General features: G+C 73.6%; 14 protein-coding genes. 11 read left to right on the top strand and 3 right to left on the bottom strand.

Annotated elements, in window-relative coordinates; translation table 11 throughout:
• Positions 1-15 precede the first annotated feature (15 nt).
• The 10 genes from C8250_RS36750 (at position 16) to C8250_RS36795 (ending at position 12,217) form a co-directional block, all read left to right on the top strand.
• Positions 16-3,123, top strand: coding sequence for a DEAD/DEAH box helicase (locus tag C8250_RS36750; RefSeq protein ID WP_138354180.1), 3,108 nt, complete (start codon positions 16-18; stop codon positions 3,121-3,123).
• Positions 3,120-3,752, top strand: coding sequence for a hypothetical protein (locus tag C8250_RS36755; RefSeq protein WP_138354179.1), 633 nt, complete (start codon positions 3,120-3,122; stop codon positions 3,750-3,752). The genes C8250_RS36750 and C8250_RS36755 overlap by 4 nt, the downstream gene beginning before the upstream one ends.
• Before the next feature lie 124 nt (positions 3,753-3,876).
• On the top strand, positions 3,877-4,638 hold the full coding sequence (locus tag C8250_RS36760; RefSeq protein WP_138354178.1) for a dienelactone hydrolase family protein: 762 nt from the start codon (positions 3,877-3,879) through the stop codon (positions 4,636-4,638).
• Positions 4,639-4,915: 277 nt separating this feature from the next.
• On the top strand, positions 4,916-6,979 hold the full coding sequence (locus C8250_RS36765) for a PQQ-dependent sugar dehydrogenase (RefSeq protein ID WP_138354177.1): 2,064 nt from the start codon (positions 4,916-4,918) through the stop codon (positions 6,977-6,979).
• Positions 6,980-7,320: 341 nt separating this feature from the next.
• Positions 7,321-8,301: a lysylphosphatidylglycerol synthase transmembrane domain-containing protein gene (locus C8250_RS36770; RefSeq protein ID WP_138354176.1), complete on the top strand. Its 981-nt coding sequence runs from the start codon at positions 7,321-7,323 to the stop codon at positions 8,299-8,301.
• Positions 8,302-8,368: 67 nt separating this feature from the next.
• Positions 8,369-9,091, top strand: coding sequence for a response regulator transcription factor (locus C8250_RS36775; protein ID WP_138354175.1), 723 nt, complete (start codon positions 8,369-8,371; stop codon positions 9,089-9,091).
• Positions 9,088-10,614: a HAMP domain-containing sensor histidine kinase gene (locus tag C8250_RS36780; protein ID WP_306665030.1), complete on the top strand. Its 1,527-nt coding sequence runs from the start codon at positions 9,088-9,090 to the stop codon at positions 10,612-10,614. The genes C8250_RS36775 and C8250_RS36780 overlap by 4 nt, the downstream gene beginning before the upstream one ends.
• A 101-nt stretch (positions 10,615-10,715) precedes the next feature.
• Entirely contained in the window at positions 10,716-11,108 is a 393-nt protein-coding gene (locus C8250_RS36785; protein WP_138354174.1) for a hypothetical protein, read from the top strand.
• A complete protein-coding gene (locus C8250_RS36790) occupies positions 11,105-11,329 on the top strand; it encodes a hypothetical protein (protein ID WP_138354173.1) in 225 nt (74 codons plus the stop codon). Before C8250_RS36785 ends, C8250_RS36790 begins: the two co-directional genes overlap by 4 nt.
• A gap of 36 nt (positions 11,330-11,365) precedes the next feature.
• The gene (locus tag C8250_RS36795) at positions 11,366-12,217 is read left to right on the top strand and encodes a hypothetical protein (protein ID WP_232485764.1); all 852 of its coding nucleotides are present in this window, start codon (positions 11,366-11,368) and stop codon (positions 12,215-12,217) included.
• 43 nt (positions 12,218-12,260) lie between these two features.
• On the opposite strand, the gene C8250_RS36800 is transcribed toward C8250_RS36795, so the two are convergent.
• From C8250_RS36800 to trxA, 3 genes are all read right to left on the bottom strand, one after another.
• The gene (locus C8250_RS36800; protein ID WP_138354171.1) at positions 12,261-13,985 is read right to left on the bottom strand and encodes a bifunctional 3'-5' exonuclease/DNA polymerase; all 1,725 of its coding nucleotides are present in this window, start codon (positions 13,983-13,985) and stop codon (positions 12,261-12,263) included.
• 52 nt (positions 13,986-14,037) lie between these two features.
• The gene (locus C8250_RS36805) at positions 14,038-15,768 is read right to left on the bottom strand and encodes an AMP-binding protein (protein ID WP_138354170.1); all 1,731 of its coding nucleotides are present in this window, start codon (positions 15,766-15,768) and stop codon (positions 14,038-14,040) included.
• Between the two features lie 108 nt (positions 15,769-15,876).
• Positions 15,877-16,245: a thioredoxin gene (gene trxA, locus C8250_RS36810; protein WP_138354169.1), complete on the bottom strand. Its 369-nt coding sequence runs from the start codon at positions 16,243-16,245 to the stop codon at positions 15,877-15,879.
• 110 nt (positions 16,246-16,355) lie between these two features.
• Between trxA and C8250_RS36815 the strand changes: the two genes are divergently transcribed.
• Positions 16,356-16,571: a hypothetical protein gene (locus tag C8250_RS36815; protein WP_138354168.1), complete on the top strand. Its 216-nt coding sequence runs from the start codon at positions 16,356-16,358 to the stop codon at positions 16,569-16,571.
• Positions 16,572-16,605: the final 34 nt, after the last annotated feature.

Raw genomic sequence — 16,605 nt, forward strand, 5'->3', positions numbered from 1 at the left:
GGAAGAGGCCGCACCGTGTTCGCTCTGCACGCGCTGTGGAGAGCGGATCAGCGGCTCGCCCTGTGGGCCGAGGGCTCCCGGCAGCCGCCGGTCCCCGCGCCGGGCCACCCGTACGCCGTTCCCGGATCCGCCGTCGCCGAGTTGCTCGGCGACGGCGGATCCGCGCTCGGCTGGCTCGCCGGCCGGGCCCACGCAGGCCCGACCGGTCTGCTGCTCCCCACCCGCGACGGCGCGCCGCTGGCCTCGCCGGAGCTCGGCGGTCCCACCGCCGCCAGGGGCGTGCCCGTCGCACCGTGGACCGTCCCCTCGCTGCTCTTCGAGCCCGCGGAGGCCGCACTGCTGCTGGGCGAGCTGTCGACCGCGGGACTGCCCGAGGCGCCCTACGGTGCCGCGCTGCGCTGGCTGATCGCCGCCCACGACCTGGCCTGGCGCACGGTCGGACGGGGCAGGCTGCTGCCCGTGCTGGTCAGCGAGGCCGGAGCGCCGTACGCCCGCTGGCGCCCGGTCCGCGACGACGCCGGCTGGCAGGAGGCCGGCGAGCTCGCCGCCGCCGCGCCGCAGGAGTGCCGCGCCGAGCACCACGACGGCCGGCCCGACGGCCGTGCCGCCGCCACGATCCTCACCGACCTGCTCGACGTCCTCACCGACCGTGAGGCCCGCGCGGTCCTCGACGACGAACCCGAGCTGCTGCGCACCGCGCGCGGCCGGCGCCCCGCCACGACCGCCACCGAGCTGTGGCTGCGGGCCCTCACCTCGCCCACCGGCCGCGTCGAGGGCGCCGACCCCGACGAACTGGCCGAACTGGAGGAGCGGCTCACGGCCTGGCACCGCTCCGAGCCGCCCGTCCACGGCCCGCTGCGCGTCTGCTTCCGGCTGGTGGAACCGGTGGGCCCGGACCCCGCCGACCCGCGCGGCCACCCCTCCGACGACAACTGGCGGCTGGACTTCCTGCTCCAGGCGTCCGACGAGCCGTCCCTCATGGTCCACGCCGACGACGTCTGGAGCGAGGGCCCCGCGCTCAGCGCCCTGGAACGCAAGACCGCCCGCCCCCAGGAGGCGCTGCTGTCCGGTCTCGACCGGGCCGGCCGCGCCTACCCCGAGGTGCGGCGCGCGCTGCGCGGCAACCGGCCCGCCGGGCTGCCACTGGACCGGGCCGGCGCCCTCGGCTTCCTCCGGGACGCCGCTCCCGCACTGGCCGACGCGGGTTTCGGCGTACTGCTCCCCACATGGTGGCAGCGCCCCCAGAAACTCGGCATGACCCTGACCGTGCGCACCCCGCAGCCCGGCGCCGTGGACATCGGCAGCCTGGCCGACCAGGACGCCATCGTCGCGTTCCGCTGGCAGGCCGCGCTCGGCGACCAGCCGCTGACCCCCGCGGAACTCGCCGAGCTGGCGGCCGCCAAGCAGCCGCTGATCCGGATCCGGGGCCAGTGGACCGAGGTCGACCCGGACACCATCGCCGCCGCTCTCGCCTTCCTGGAACGCGACGGCAGCGGCGCCACGGACTCCGGGCGGATCCTGCGGATCGCGCTCGACCCGGACGCCACGGCGGGCGGGCTGCCGGTCGCGTCCGTCAGCGCCGACGGCCGGCTCGGCGAACTGCTCTCCGGCCGCGCCGACCAGCGGCTGCGCCCGGTCGCGGTGCCCGCCGGATTCGGCGCGACGCTGCGCCCGTACCAGGAACGGGGGCTGGCCTGGCTCAAGTTCCTGTCGGAGCTCGGGCTCGGTGCCGTCCTCGCCGACGACATGGGGCTCGGCAAGACCGCCCAGGCACTGGCGCTGCTCGCGGTGGAGCACGCGGAGCACGCCGATCGCGCGGATCACCCGGATCACACGGCTGAGATCCGGCCGACGCTGCTGGTCTGCCCGATGTCGCTGGTCGGCAACTGGCGGCGCGAGACCGCCAGGTTCGCCCCGATGCTGCGGGTCTACGTCCACCACGGGGCCGGCCGGCTGTCCGGCGCCGAGTTGCGGGAAGCGGTCGCCGGCGCCGATCTGGTGATCACCACGTACGGGCTGGTGCAGCGCGACACCGAGGCGCTCACGCAGACCGTCTGGCGGCGCGTCATCATCGATGAGGCGCAGCACATCAAGAACTCCGCCACCCGCCAGTACCGGGCGGTCCGCGAACTGACCGCCGACCACCGCATCGCACTCACCGGCACTCCCGTCGAGAACCGGCTGGCCGAACTGCACGCCATCCTGGACTTCGCCAACCCCGGCCTGTTCGGTTCGGCGATCCGCTTCAAGGAGCGGTACGCCGTTCCCATCGAGCGCGACGGCAGCGAGGCCGCCGCGCAGGCGCTGCAACAGCGCACCCGGCCGTTCGTCCTGCGGCGGCTGAAGGGCGATCCGGCCATCTCGCGGGACCTGCCCGCCAAGCAGGAGATGACGGTGCTGTGCAATCTCACAGCCGAACAGGCGGCGCTGTACCAGGCGGTCGTCACCGACCTCCTGGAGCAGATCAAGGAGAGCCGCGGCATCGAGCGCAAGGGTCTGGTGCTGGCGTCGCTCGGCAAGCTCAAGCAGGTGTGCAACCACCCCGCGCAGTTCGCGCACGACGGCTCGCCGCTGGCGGGGCGCTCGGGGAAGGTCGCCCGGCTGGAGGAGACGCTGGAGGAGGCGCTCGCCGAGGGCGACAAGACGCTGTGCTTCACGCAGTTCGCCGAGTTCGGTTCGCTGCTGCAGGGGCACCTGGCCCAGCGGCTGGACACCGACGTCCTGTTCCTGCACGGCGGGGTGCCCCAGCGGGCCCGCGACGAGATGATCGAGCGCTTCCAGGACCCGGACGGCCCCTCGGTGTTCCTGCTCTCCCTCAAGGCCGGCGGCACCGGCCTCAATCTGACCGCCGCCAATCAGGTCATCCATGTCGACCGGTGGTGGAACCCGGCGGTCGAGGAGCAGGCCACCGACCGGGCGTTCCGGATCGGACAGCGCCGTGACGTCCAGGTCCGTAAGTTCGTGTGCGTGGGCACCGTGGAGGAACGCATCGACGCGATGATCGAGGCGAAGCGGACCGTGGCCAGGGCTGCCGTCGGATCCGGCGAGAACTGGCTGACGGAGCTGTCGACCGACGCGCTGTACGACCTGGTCGGTCTCGGCGCCGACGCGGTGAGCGAATGACGGGGCGGCCGGGGCTGCCCGGCAGGGCGCGCTCTTGGTCCCAGCGGTTCGCCGACCGGCTGGAGGCCATCGGCGCGACCGTGCCGCCGGGCCCGCCCGCCGCCGGGGTGACCGGGCTGGAGGTCGAGGCCGGCGCCGTGACGGCCCGGGTCAGGGAGGGGCAGGCGCGCTACGACGTGCGGATCGGGCTGGCGGAGTTCACCCCGGCGCAGTGGACCCGCGCCGTACGGGCCGTCGGCGCCGACCCCGACTGCCGGGCGCGGCTGCTCGACAACGAACTGGCTCCCGACGCGGAGGACCTGTTCGCCAGGGCCGGCCTGCGGCTCTTCCCGGCGCGCACCCCGGATCTCGCGATGGAGTGCTCGTGCCCCGACTGGGCGCTGCCCTGCGCCCATCTCAGCGCGGTGCTGCGGAGCCTGGCCGACGCGTTCGACGCCGATCCGTATCTCGTCCTGACCTGGCGCGGGCGCACCCGCGAGGAGCTGCTGAAGGAGCTGCCGCCCGCCGTGCCGCGGCGCGAGCCGGCGGACTCGGCGCTGTTGCTGCTCGGCCGGCCGGCGATCACCGTCCGCGGCCGCGGTCTGACCGAGGTGCTGGGGCCGGCCTACGAGGCGTTCACCGGCTGGTGACCCGGTCCTGAGGCACGTCGAGCAGGCGGGCCATCGCCACCGGCCCGCCGGGATCGGATCTCCGATGTCCCGCTGCGACTGCGGCTATTGGTCGGGATCCGAGTGCCTGTTCTAGGCTTGGATCATGGAATTCGAGATCGTCAGGGAAAGCATCACCATTCCGTCCGGCGACGGCTCCATGGGCGCCCACCTGGTCCGGCCGCAGGCCCCCGGCCGTTACCCGGGTGTGGTCGTCGGCTTCGAGATCTTCGGGCTGACCGCGCACATCCGTGACGTCGCGGAGCGGATCGCCCGTCTCGGCTACACCGTCATCGTTCCCGACTTCTACCACCGGGCCGGAACGGGCATCGACTTCACCGACGACCCGGACGGCCGCGTCAAGGGACTCGAACTCAGCGGCGGGCTCACCCGCGAGGGGGCCGTCGAGGACATCCGCGCGGCCGTGGACCATCTGCGGGGCGCGGAGCTCGCTGCCCCGTCCGTCGGGATGATCGGCTTCAGCTTCGGCGGCCATCTCGCCTATCTGGCCGCCACTCAGTTCGATCTCGCGGCGACCGCGGTCTTCTACGCCGGCTGGCTCGCCAGCTCCGACATCGGACTCGGCCGCCCGGGGCCGACCCTCACGCTCACCGAGGGCATCGCCGAGCACGGCGGCCGGCTGGCCTTCTTCGTCGGTGACGAGGACCACGCCGTCCCCGCCGCGGACCGTGCCGCGATCGGCGCCCGGCTGGCGGAGGCCGGCGTGCGGCACGAGATCATCGTCTACCCCGGGATCCCGCACGGGTTCTTCTGCGACGTCCGTGACTCGTACCGCAAGGAGGCCGCGGACGACGCCTGGATCCGCGTCCAGGAGCTCTTCGCGGCGGAACTCCCGCGGCCCGCGTAGCGCGTGGCGCTTCGTCCAGCCGGCCGGGCTTCCCGGCCGGCTGGGGAGCGCTCTCCCTGAACGTCCGATGTGTCATCAGGGCTGTCGATGCGCGTAACGAACTCCCCTCGGTTCATCGAACAATCGGGCTCAACTGGTCCGATCTATTGACGCAATTGGAAGGTTTCTTTACCGTCCTGTGCGGTAGAGGTTCGGCCCATCCGCCGCAGTTCGACTGTGACTTGTCATGCCTTGATCAAGTACTGGGCCGAGCACGGATTCCGTAGGAGGACGCGCAATGCCGAGGCCCCCCACCCCTCGCCGATTCACCCCGAGAGCCCTGATCGCCACCGGGGCGGTCACGGCCACCGCCGCCGGACTGCTCGTGGCCGTCGCCGGAACAGGCAGTGCCGCTCCCGTGCTGCTCAGCCAGGGCAAGCCCGCCACCTCGTCGTCCGACGGCGGCACCGGATACGCCGCGAAGCTCGCGTTCGACGGCGACACCGCGACCCGCTGGGCGAGCGTCAGAAACGTCGACCCCCAGTGGATCAGGGTCGATCTGGGCACAGCGGCCACCATCAGCTCGGTCAAGCTGGTCTGGGACCTGTCCTGCGCCACGGCGTACAAGGTCGAGTTCTCGACCGACGGCAGCACCTGGAAGAGCGTCTACTCCACCACCACGGGCGACGGCGGCACCGACGACCTCGCGGTCAGTGGAACCGCCCGCTACGTCCGCACCACCGGCACCGCCCGCTGCCGGCCCACCATGGGCTACTCGCTGCAGGAGTTCCAGGTCTTCGGCGGCGGCAGCGCCGACACCCAGCCCCCCACCACCCCGGGCAACCTGCACTCCACCGGCTCGACGCCGACCAGTGCCGCGCTCGCCTGGAACGCCTCGACGGACGACGCGGGCGTCGCCGCGTACGACATCTACAACGACGGCAACAAGATCGCGGAGGCGGCCGGCACCGCCACCACCAAGAACGTCACCGGGCTGACCCCCAACACCGCGTACCGCTTCACCGTCTTCGCACGGGACGCGGCGGGCAACGTCTCCCCGGCCAGCAACCTGGCCACCGTCACCACTCCGCCCAGCTCTGACACCCGGCCGCCCACCGCGCCCGGCGGGCTGGCCGTCACCGGGACGACCTCCGGCAGCGCCTCGCTCAAGTGGACGGCCGCGACCGACGACACGGGCGTGACCGGGTACGACGTCTACAACGGCACGGACGTCATCCTCCCCGACGTCACCGGCACCACGGCCACCGTCTCCGGACTCGCCGCCGACACCTCGTACACCTTCACCGTCAAGGCCAAGGACGCGGCGGGCAACGTCTCGCCGGCCAGCAACCAGGTCACGGCGAAGACCCTGCCCGACAGCGGCAGCGACAAGACCCCCTCCAGCATCAAGACCGTCTCCACCGGCTGGACGATCCCCTGGGGCATGAGCTGGCTGCCCGACGGCTCCGCGCTCATCACCGAGCGCGACTCGTTCAAGGTCTTCAAGCTCACCCAGGCCGGTGCGCGGACCCAGATCGGCACCGTACCGAACGCGGTCACCACCGACGGTGAGGGCGGCCTCCTCGGTATCGCGGTCTCGCCCAACTGGAGCAGCGACCACTACGTCTACATCATGCACACCGCCTCGGAGGGCAACCGGATCGTCCGGATGACCTACGACGGCTCGACGCTGAGCGGCTACACCCAGCTCGTCGGCGGCATCAAGAAGAGCAAGTACCACAACGGCGGGCGCCTCAAGTTCGGCCCCGACGGCTACCTCTACGCCACCACGGGCGAGGCCCAGACCCCCGACCTCGCGCAGGACAAGAACTCCCTCAACGGCAAGATCCTGCGGATGACCACCGCGGGCAAGGCCGCCCCGGGCAACCCGTTCGGGACGCTCATCTACTCCTACGGCCACCGCAACCCGCAGGGCATCACCTGGGACCCGCAGGGCCGGCTGTGGGAGGCCGAGTTCGGCAACTCCAAGTACGACGAACTGAATCTGATCACGCCGGGCGCCAACTACGGCTGGCCCACCTGCGAGGGCAAGTGCTCCACCTCCGGCATGACCAACCCGAAGGCGCAGTGGGCGGTCGCCCAGGCGTCGCCCAGTGACATCGCCTACTCCGACGGCGCCATCTACATGGCGGCGCTGAAGGGCCAGCGGCTGTGGCGCATCCCGGTCAGCGGGACCACCGCGGGCACTCCGGCGGCGTACTACGTCAACCAGTACGGCCGGCTGCGGACCGTCGAGAAGATCCCCGGCAAGAGCGCGCTGTGGCTCTCCACGACCAACTGCGACAACAACGGCAACGCCGCCGACGGCGCGGACAAGGTCTTCCAGATCGAGCTGAAGTAGCAGAACCGGAACCGGGGCCGTGAGGCCACCGGTCGCAGACCGCCGGGCGGGGAGCAGGGGGCCCCGCCCGGCTTTGCGTTTCCGCGGGTGCGTTTCCGCAGGTGCGTCACCCCTTTGGCGGTGGGAGCGGGAGTACTCCTTCACGGAGTGTTCGGCCCGCGGACCCCCGCTCTTTCCGTGTGCGGGGCATGAATTGACGCAGTGGCGGGAACGCGCACAGCCCGCCCGGCAGCCGGTCGTGCGGGAGTCCGGGTGCCGGGACACGCTTACGCTGGGCGGATCGCCGCATCGCCGTAACCGCATTGTCGCTGTATCGAGACCACCTGTACCGAGGAGGGGCCATGACGCTTGCCCAGGCTGAACGGGTCAAGTGGCAGGGCGGGTGGCAGCGGACCTCGGTACGCTCCATGGCCGTCCTGATCCCCGTACTCGCCCTCGCGGTGCTCGCGGGCCGCCGTTGGTCGCTGATCGACTCCAGCGCCGACCAGCTCGGCGCCGCCGACCGCCAGTGGCTGGCCGTCGCGGCCGCCGCCGCCGTCATGACCTGGATCTGCTCGGCCACCGCCCAGCAGGGCGCGGTGGTGGAGTCGCTGCCGCCGGGACGGCTGCTCGCCACCCAGTTCGCCGCGTCCGCCGCCAACCACCTGCTGCCGGCCGGAGTCGGCGGCAACGCCGTCAACCTGCGGTTCCTGCTGCGCCGCGGACTGCCACCGGGCCGCTCGGCCGCCGCCCTGGGGGTACGTGCCGTGGCCGCCGCGGTGGTACGCGTCGGCATGCTGCTGATACTGCTCGCCGTCTTCCCGCACGCGCTCAAGGTCGACCGGGTCACCCCGGCCGGCCCCGCCCACCCCGTCGTCATCGTGTCGGTGGTGGCGGGCTGCGCCGTGGCCGGCGCGCTGCTGCTGCTCCTCGCCGGCCGGGTCCGGGACCGGGTGCGCACCTTCTTCGGCACGATGGTGGTCGATGTGCGGGCCCTGCACTGCAAGTCGGCACGGGTCGCGGCCCTGTGGGGCGGATCGCTGGCCTTCCCGGTGATGCACGCGACCGTGCTGGTGGCGGTGATCCAGGCGCTGAACGCTCCCGTGCCGGTCAGCGGAGTCGTCCTCGCGTACCTCTTCGCGAGCACCGCCGCGGCCTGGCTGCCCGCCCCCGGCGGCCTCGGCTCGCTCGACGCCGCCCTGGCCTTCACCCTGGTGACCGCCGGCGCCTCGGCCGTCGTGGCCACGTCGGCCGTCCTCGGCTACCGGCTCGTGACGGTCTGGCTGCCGCTGATCCCCGGTGTCCTGGTGCTCGCCGCGCTGATGCGGCGCCGCGTGCTCTGAGCGCCTGCTCCGCGCCGGCCCGAGCTGCGGCCGGTGGTCACAGCGGCCGGGAGTATGGTGCGGTCCCATGGTGGAACCACGGGTCGATCCGGCAGGTCGGGGGCGGGTCCTCGTCGTCGACGACGACGCGGCGATCCGCCGCTCGCTGGGCCGCGGCCTGCGCCTGGACGGCTTCCGCGTCACCGAGGCGGACGGCGGGCGGGCGGCGCTCGCCGGGCTGCGCGACGACCCGCCGGACGTGGTGGTGCTGGACATCTCCATGCCCGGCATCAGCGGTATCGAGGTGTGCCGGACGCTGCGCGAGGACGGCAACGACATACCGGTGCTGATGCTGTCGGCCCTGGACGAGGTCGCCGACCGGGTCGCCGGGCTGCAGGCGGGCGGCGACGACTACCTCGTCAAGCCGTTCGCCCTCGACGAGCTGGTGCTGCGGCTGCACGCGCTGCTGCGCCGCCGCCCGCCCCGGCGGACGGACACCGTGCGCGCCGGCGGCCTGCTGCTCGACCCGGCGGCCCGCACCGCACACCTCGACGGCACCGAGCTGCACCTCACCCGCCGTGAGTTCGAGCTGCTGGAGACCCTGGCCCGCAACGCGGGGATCGTGCTCACCCGCGACCAGCTGCTCGACCGGGTCTGGGGCTACGACTTCGACGTGCGGACCGATGCCGTCGACACCTTCGTGAGCTATCTGCGCCGCAAACTGGAGGCCGGTGGCCGGTCGCGGATCGTGCACACGGTGCGCGGGGTCGGCTTCGTGCTGCGCGACAGCCCGGCGGAGGGCGCGCGATGACCATGCGGCTGTCGACGCGGATCGCGATCGCCGTCGGCGTGCTCGTTCCCCTCCTCGTGCTCGCGTCGGGCTGGCTGCTGGTGCGGCTGGTCGCGAACGATCTGCACGCCCAGGCCGACGCCCATCTGCGGGAACGCGCGGCGGCGATGGCGCAGGACGCCCGCAACCTGCTGCGGGTCACCGCGGCGGACCGGTCGGCCGCCGCCGAGCAGGCCAAGGAGAAGCGGCTGTTCACCTCGGCGCTGGACGTCGGCATCCGGCTCATCGGCCCGGATGGCACCGTGACCGGCGGGCCGCAGCCCGGCGCGTCCTTCACGCTGCCCGCCGACGCCCGCCGGCCGGTCACCGTCCGCGACGGGCAGCGGAGCTGGCGGGTGCTGTCGGTGCCGGTGGTCGCCAAGCGCCCGGCGGCGACCGGCACCCTGTGGATCTTCTCGCCGGACACCGCGAGCCAGTCGCAGATCCAGCTCGTGCGGCGGCGGGTGGTGATGGTGGCGCTGCTGGGCGCGCCGCTGGCCGCGGCCGTCACCTGGCTCGCCGCCACCGCCGCCGTACGCCCGCTGCGCAGGCTCCAGCGGCGGGCCGCCGGCCTCGACCCGGGCACCAGCGCGGCCCGGCTCGACCACGAGCCGTCCAGGATCGCGGAGGTCGACGACCTGGCGCTGACGCTGCGGACGGTGCTGTCCCGCTACGACGAACAGGCCGCGCGCACCGCCGAGGCGCTCGCCACGGCCCGCTCCTTCTCCGCCGCGGCCTCGCACGAACTGCGGACCCCGCTGATGAGCATGCGGATCAACCTGGACGTACTGGGCGGCCACCCCGGCCTTGACCCCGCCGAACGGGCCGAGATCGTGGCGGACCTGAGCCGGGAGCACGCCCGGCTGCTCGGCCTGCTGGTGATGCTGCGGGCGCTGGCGCAGGGCGACCTCGTGGAGGCCGACGCCTTCGGGCCCGTCGATCTCGCCGAGGTCGTGGAGTCCGCCGCCGCCGCGCTGCGCGGCAGCCGGCCGGGCACGGCACTGACCGTGCGGAGCGGGCCCGGGCTCCTGGTCCACGGGTGGGAACCGGGGCTGCGCTCGGCCGTCGACAACCTGATCGTGAACGCGCTGACGCACGGGGGCGGCGCGGTCGACGTGACGCTGAGCGCCGGGGAGGACGGGCACGGGCCGGGTGAGGTCGCCGGTCCGTTCGTCGTGCTCACCGTGGACGACGACGGGCCCGGGGTGCCGCCGGCGTCCCGGCAGCGGGTCTTCGAGCGGTTCCGGCGCGGCTCCGACAGTTCCGGCTCCGGCCTCGGTCTGACGCTCGTCGCGCAGCAGATCTCCCTGCACCGGGGCACGATCCGGATTCTGGACCGGCCGGCCGGCGAGGGCCGTGCCGCCCGGGGAGCCCGGTTCGAGGTACGGCTCCCGCTGGCCGTGACCGGCCGGCCGGACTCCGGACTCCCATCGCGCAGGGACTGGTTGAGCGGGGAAACGGCGACGGGAACGGGACCAGTGACGGGACCAGTGACGGACCGGTGACGGGAACGGCGCCCGGTCAGGCCCCACAAGGTTTCCACAAAGACCGCTCCTAGCGTCGTTCCGCGGCCGGGCACCGTGCCCGGTCCGTCGAGGAGGACACCATGCGCACCACTCGCACCACCCGGACGGCGATCGCCGCGTGCGCGGCCGTCGCCGCGCTGCTCGGCGCGGCGGGAAGCGCGGCCGCCGCGCCGTCCGCGCCCCCGACCGGGGACGGCGCCAAGGCGGTCTGCAAGCGCGCCCCCAAGGCCGACGCGCGGATCGACAAAGCGCTCGCCCGGCTCAACGGGAACGCCGCCACGAAGGGATCCGTCGCCCGGCTCACCCAGCGCGTCGCCAACGCCAAGTCGGCCGGTCACAGCGAGATCGAGACCTATCTCAACGACCGGCTGACCTTCCGCAAGTCGCTCGTGCCGACGCTCCAGCAGCGCCAGAAGGACCTCAAGTCGGTCCTCGTCTGGTGCCAGGCCAACAACAGCGGAACCTCGAAGTGACCACGGGATCACGGCTGGCCGCGGTCACCGCGACGGTGCTGCTCTGCGCCGCGCTCGCCACCGGCTGCGGTGACAAGGGCGGTGGCGCCGACGGGTCCGCCACCATTCCCACGCCGTCCGGTTCGCAGCTCGCGCACCTCGACAAGGTCGTCGGCGACGCGGAGTCGGCGGCGAACGCGGCGGAGTCCGATGCCGCGTCCGACGCCGCGTCCGACAACTGACGGACGGCTCACGTAACCTGTGCGGCCATGGAGTCGATGGCACGGACTTTGTGGCTGCGCACGGAACCACTGCACGCGGTGGTCTACTTCGACGCGCAGTGCCGCGAGATGGGGCGCTCGCTGGGTCTCAAGGGCTACTGGATGGGGTACTTCGCCACCCGGTCCGCCCCACTGGGCCGCGCACAGCCGTCGGTGGTGACCGCCGCGTTCGGTGTGTTCGCCCCCGGACCGGTCGCCCGCGCGCTGCCCGCGTCCTGGGACATCACCACCCCCGAGCGGGCACTCGACCTGCGGGTCGAACGCTCGGCCGCCGCCCTGCGGGCGCTCGATCCGGAACTGGAGCGCCGGGCGGAGCGGCTGACCGGTCCGCTGGGCGCGATGGTGGCGGACGCACCCGCACTCGCCCGGCCGGTGTTCGCCGCCAACCGGGCCCTCCCCGACCGGGCGGACCCCGTGGAGCAGGTGTGGCAACTGACCACCTCACTCCGTGAGTTCCGCGGTGACGCGCATCTGGCCGTACTCGCCGACCGCGGCCTCGACGGCTGCGAGGCACTGCTCCTCGCGGCCGCCGACGGCCGGGTGCCCGCCGACTCCATCCGGCAGGACCGCGGCTGGACGGCGGAGGAATGGGCGGGCGCCGGTGCCCGGCTGCGCGAACGCGGACTGCTCGCGGCGGGCGGTGCCCTCACCGAACGCGGACGCGACGAGCGCCGGTCGATCGAGGACGACACCGACCGGCTGGCCGGCCGTCTGCTGCGCCCGCTGTCCGGCGACCGCGCGCAGGCGCTGTTCAGCGACCTGGCCCCGGTGGTGGACCGCGTCCTGGCCGGCCAGGTGCTGCCGTTCCCGAACCCGATCGGCCTGCCCCGGCCGGTGCGGCCGCTGTAGCCGGGTAGCCGATCGGAACGAGCCGGGTCGTCGGACCGCGAAGCTACTTGGCGTCGGCGTAGCACTCCACGACGTTCGTCTCCAGCGGGAAGCGGACCGGGGTGTCGCCGAAGACCAGGCGGCGGGCCTCCTCGCCCGCCGCGGCGACGGCGGCCTCGACGGGGCCCGCGAGGCCGGTCGGGGTGTGCACGATGATCTCGTCGTGCTGGAAGAAGACCAGTTGCGGCTCGGGGCCGATCGCCGCGAGGCGGCGCCGGGTGGCGGCGAGCATCGCCAGGGCCCAGTCGGAGGCGCTGGCCTGGATGATGAAGTTACGGGTGAAGCGCCCCCAGGAACGGGCGGCCCGCCGGTCGGGCGAGGAGCCGTCGTCGGAACCCGATCCCGAACCGGATCCGGAACCCAGGTCCGCGTCCTCCGTGTCCAGCCAGCCGGAGGCCGGCGTCGGGGAGGTGCGGCCCAGCCGGGAGCGGACCACGCCGCCGCCTTCACCGATGCGGGCGGCGGATTCGACGAGGCCCATCGCGTCGGGGAAGCGGCGGCGGAGAATCGCGAGCAGCTGACCCGCCTCGCCGCTGGTCTGCCCGTACATGGCGGCCAGCAGGCCGATCTTGGCGCGGCTGCGGTCGCCGCCGAACGCGGTGCGCGCGATGCCCGCGTAGAGATCGCCCTCCGCCGCCGCGGCGGCCAGGCCCGTGTCGGCCGACATCGCCGCGAGCACCCGGGGCTCCAGCTGGCCTGCGTCGGCGACGACCAGCCGGTGGCCGGGGTCGGCGACGACGGCGGACCGCAGCAGCCGGGGGATCTGCAGGGCGCCGCCGCCCCGGGTCGCCCAGCGGCCGGAGACCACCCCGCCGACGACGTACTCGGCGCGGAACCGGCCGCCGCGCACCCAGCTCTCGCGCCAGGCCCAGCCGTGGGCGGCGTGGATCCTGGACAGTTCCTTGTAGCGCAGCAGCAGCGCCGCCGCCGGGTGCTCGACCTCGCGCAGCACATGCGAGCGGGTCGACGGCAGCTGGACGCCGACCCGGGCGAAGGCGGGCAGCACCTGGGCGGGGGAGTCCGGGTTGACCGGGCTGCCGAGCGCCTCCTGGACCTGGGTCGCGAGTTCGCCCAGCAGCTTGGGGCGGGCGCCGCCCGACGGGCGCGGGCCCAGCAGACCGGTCAGCAGTTCGTCGTGCACGGCGGCGCTCCACGGCAGTCCGCCGCGGCCCATCTCGGCGGCGGCCAGCGATCCGGCGGACTCGGCGGCGCACAGCAGCCGCATCCGGCCCGGGTGCTCGCCCTCCTGGAGCCGGCGCTGCTGCTCGGCGTGCACGGCGACGACGGCCGTCAGCGGATCGGCGTCCTGCGGCAGGTGGTGCCGGTCGGCCGCGAAGAGCACCGGCTGGTCGTCGGCCGCGCCCTCCCGGGCGTCCTCGGGGACCGGCAGATCCTTCAGCCGCGCCCACGCGGCGCCGAGCGAGCGCGGCTGTCCGTGCCGGCCGTCCCGGCCGAGCAGCAGCGTTTCGACGAGTTTCAGATCGTGGCAGCGGGCCGGCCGTACCGGCAGCCGGTCGAGCAGCCGGGGGTACAGGTCCTCGGTCGCCGCCCACACCCAGCGCGGCCCGCCGGACGCCTCGCGGGCGGCGATGGCGGCGGCGAGATCGGCCACCCGCTCGGCGGACCCGGTCGGTACGCCCTCCTCGTCCAGCACCAGCAGCCGCCCGCCGTGCCCCACGGGGTCGGGTGCGACGGCGACGCGTGGCGCGGAGGGCAGAGGAGTGCTCACGGGTCGAGCGTAGAGCGGGGCACTGACAACGGGCCGTGTGCAAGGCGGCCGGTCAGCGGTCCAGGAGCGTGTCGCGGTGCTGGGCGCGGTACTCGTCGAGCAGCGCCATCCGGTCCGCCGTGGTGAAGGGCCGGTACGCCGCGCCGCAGGGGCCCGCGTCCGGCGGGGACCACCAGACCGGATCCGCGCACGAGAAGCCGGTGCGGCGCAGGCCGACCCGGTGGACCTTGTTGGTGGCGGTGACCGGCATCCGCGCGGTCACGCGCACGAAGCGCGGCGGCATCTTCGTGCCCAGATCCGGCTGGGCGGCGAGGAAGGCGGCGAACGCGGCCGGGTCGAAGGCGGCGCCGTCGTGCAGGGCGAGGGTCGCCATGACCTGGTCGCCCGCCACCGGGTCAGGGACGGCGTAGACGGCGGCCGAGGCTGCGTCCGGGAAGCGGGCCAGGATGTTCTCGATGACCGCGGCGGCCAGGTTCTCGCTGTCGACGCGCAGCCGGTCGTCGCTGCGCCCGGCGAAGTGGAAGAAGCCCTCGGCGTCACGGAAGAACAGATCGCCGGTCCAGTACCAGTCGCCGCGCAGCCGGTCGGCGACGGCCTGCTCGTTCTTCCAGTAGCCCTCGAACGTGCTCCGGCCGCGGTTGACCAGCTCGCCGATCGCCTCGTCGCCGTTGAGCAGCCGGCCGTCGGCGTCGAAACGCGCGGGCGGGCGTTCCCGGCCGGTGCCGGGGTCCACGACGGCGAGATCCGCACCCGGGGCGGCGCGGCCGATGGCGCCGGGTGGTGTGCCGGGGGAGCGCTGGATGGCGGCGCCGCCCTCGGAGGAGCCGTACCCCTCGATGAGCGGGGCGCCGAAGCGGGCGGCGAAGCGGGTGGCGTCGACGGCCCCGGCCTCGGTGCCGAAGCCGTGCCGCAGTGGGTGGTCGCGGTCGTCGGGGCGTTCGGGGGTCGCGAGCAGGAACTGCACGGCGCGGCCGACGTAGGTGAAGTACGTGGCCCCGTAGGCCCGTATGTCGGGCAGGAACCCCGAGGCGGAGAACTTCCGGGTCAGGGCGACTGCGGCCCCGCCGGTCAGTGCCGGGGCCCAGTTGGCCATGACGGCGTTGCCGTGGAACAGCGGCATGCAGATGTAGTGGACGTCCTCGGGCACCACGCCCAGGAAGTCGACCAGTGCCTGCCCGGCGTGGGCGAGGCGGCCCTGGGAGCAGATCACCGCTTTGGGGGTGCCGGTCGAGCCGGAGGTGAAGTACAGCAGCATCCGGGTCCCGGGCGTGACCTCCGGCGCGGGTTCCGGCTCGGCGCCCGCGTACGGGGCGAGCAGCGCGTCGTACGCGGGGTCGTCGACGACGAGGACGCGGTCGCGGGCGAGCGACGGTCCCAGGTCGAGGCCGTCGAGCAGCGGGAGGTGGGCGCGTTCGGTGACCAGCAGGGCGCATTCGGTGTGGGCGATGTCGCGGGCCAGTTCCGGGCCGCGCCGGGTCGGGTTGACGCCGACCACGGTGGCTCCGGCGAGTGCGGCCGCGCCCAGCCACAGGGGGTACTCGGGGACGTTGTCCAGCAGGACGCCGACATGCGGCTGCGCTCCGGGCGGCAGCAGATCGCGCAGCAGCGCGGCGCGGGCCGCCGACGCGGCGGCGGTCTCGTGGTGGGTGAGGACCAGATCGCGGTACTTCAGGCCCGGCCGGTGGTCCTTCCACCGCGCGCGCACCAGCTCCGCGACCGTGGTGCCGGCCGCGGAGCCGGTGTCCGGGGTGTGAGCGGCCCCCGCCGTGTGCGTGCTCCCCATCGCCGCCTCCCGTCCGTTGGACAGCAAGCGGCACCATAACTGACTAGTCGTCAGATGTGGAGGGGGCGATCGACGGCGGGGGCCGGTGCGAGCGGTCGGGGTGCTGCGTCAGGAACCCTGCTGAGCCTGCTCGACGGACTTGCGGACCTCGTCCATGTCCAGCGCGCGCGCCTGGCCGATCACATCGTCCAGGGCCGCGGCCGGCAGCGCGCCGGGCTGGGCGAAGACGGCGACGCGGTCGCGGACGATCATCAGCGTCGGGATCGACTGGATGTCGAACGAGGCGGCCAGCTCCGGCTGCGCCTCGGTGTCCACCTTCGCGAAGACCAGGTCCGGATTCGCCTCGGCGGCCTTCTCGTAGACCGGGGCGAACATCCGGCACGGGCCGCACCAAGCGGCCCAGAAGTCGATCAGGACGAAATCGTTCTTGGTCACGACCTCGTCGAAGTTGTCCTTGGTCAGCTCGACAGTGCTCATGGTGCGCATAACGGGGTGTGCCGATCGGATATTCCGGCGACTTCACTCATCCGGGTGATGGGGTGACCGGGTGCAGTGGCGATCAGTGGGTGGGTCTCGTTGGTCCTGTCATGGGAACGACGGAATGGGCCCGGGACAGCGGCGGTGCGAACGACGGAGCCGCCTGGCGCGTCACCCGGGGTGGAACGATTCCGCACGGCTCGGACGTCCCGGTGTACGCCGCCCTGGCCGACCAGTGGCGGTCGGCCGGGCGGATGGTACCGGGGCAGATCGACGCGGAGTGGGCCGAGCTGGTCGGACGGATCCCGCGGTTGACGGGGGTGTGACGACCGGAAGCGGGATGTGACGGCCGCAGTCGGG

Origin of the sequence: Streptomyces sp. So13.3, from assembly GCF_005860785.2 — a bacterium.
Taxonomy (GTDB): Bacteria; Actinomycetota; Actinomycetes; order Streptomycetales; family Streptomycetaceae; genus Actinacidiphila; species Actinacidiphila fildesensis.